This is a genomic window from Yersinia sp. 2542 StPb PI (assembly GCF_048593855.1).
Classification (GTDB): domain Bacteria; phylum Pseudomonadota; class Gammaproteobacteria; order Enterobacterales; family Enterobacteriaceae; genus Yersinia; species Yersinia enterocolitica_E.
Genome location: NZ_JAZGQA010000402.1, coordinates 1 through 1246, shown reverse-complemented (window position 1 = coordinate 1246; position 1246 = coordinate 1). Strand labels below are relative to the sequence as shown.

The following is a 1246-nucleotide window of genomic DNA, read 5'->3' as shown; positions in this document are numbered from 1 at the left end:
ATCAATGTGGTTATTGCGATATTGTTGTTGATCAAAACTTAACTGCTGTTTTTTTTCCGAGAAAAAAAATGGGCGGGGTAATGTTTTACCCTCTAATATGCCCAATAATTGTAGTGTGTCGTTTTCTTCCGCCGCGGAAAAACCGGCAGGCACTAAGTGTTCGATCGTTATCTCTTCTGCCGGTGCTGAAGTAATTGTAGCCAGTAATAACAAAAGTAAAGTGGCCTTATTAATTATTGAATTATCTGTCATAGGATTCCGTTCCACTGTTAACTATGGCGAGATGCTCCTTCCATTTGACCAATGTATTTTTATGGTTATAGCTATACCATTACGTTATATTTTTGATTCAAAGGAGCATGCAGCCAGGAGTTTACCCCCTGACTGTATGTGTAAAAAATAAGGAAATTATGATGTTTTTACTAAATTAAGCAGCCGTTTCAATAACAAGATTAAGTGTGCCAGTGTATACTTCGGCAGACTTAAGTCCGTTATTTCGTACGCTAATGTTTAGAGTGGTATCCAGTACTGAGTTTGTTAAAGGGAACATTGCGGCGCCACCAAGCCCAACATGAGCAGCTCCATTCAGCATCCTGTCACCTAACATTACAACAGGGTCGGATTGTATTTTTGAACCATTGTTAGACACTAAATTAAATGGTTTTCCAAGACCAATACGAACTTTACTGTCGCCATTAGATTCTACTCGGATGTTCTCTGTCGCACTGTATGAACTCATGGTGGCGTCCATGTTAAGTTTAATCGAAGTCAGATCATCACCGTTTGACTTAGAAAATTTAACTATTTTAGGTACTTCTAATTCAACTGTGATTTCTTTCGTTAATGCAGGTTTAAAATAGACATTCTGATCAGACTGATTCATATTCTGCATGCCTTGAACTTGAGCCTTATTTATACCAGACTGTAAACTTGCTGCTAGATTAGCATTGGCACTAACGCTGGTGGCTAATATTGCCATGGTTACCATAGAAAGTAGCGTCTTTTTCATTATTAAATACCTGATAGTCCGTTATATTTAAAATCCTTATCCGACTGGAAAGGGATTAATGATGCTTGTGGCTTTTGTGGTGATGATGAGGGTGTTAAAAATCGTGTTAATACACTTCCGCATAAGCCGGAAAGAACACTAACATTTTAAATGGCATTGTTTCAAGTAAGAGTTGCTCCTATTTTATTGTGCTGATCATGTTGCATTTAATATTGTTATGGATGATTGGTGTAATAT

The 1246-nt window shown here is 37.5% G+C and carries 1 protein-coding gene and 1 pseudogene; both read right to left on the bottom strand.

What is annotated here, in order from left to right; translation table 11 throughout:
- Window positions 1–252: pseudogene (locus tag V1952_RS21915) on the bottom strand (alpha-related fimbriae usher protein); the annotation flags it as partial.
- Between the two features lie 175 nt (window positions 253–427).
- Window positions 428–1009, bottom strand: coding sequence for a CS1 type fimbrial major subunit (locus tag V1952_RS21910; protein WP_420070860.1), 582 nt, complete (start codon window positions 1007–1009; stop codon window positions 428–430).
- Between the last annotated feature and the right edge of the window lie 237 nt (window positions 1010–1246).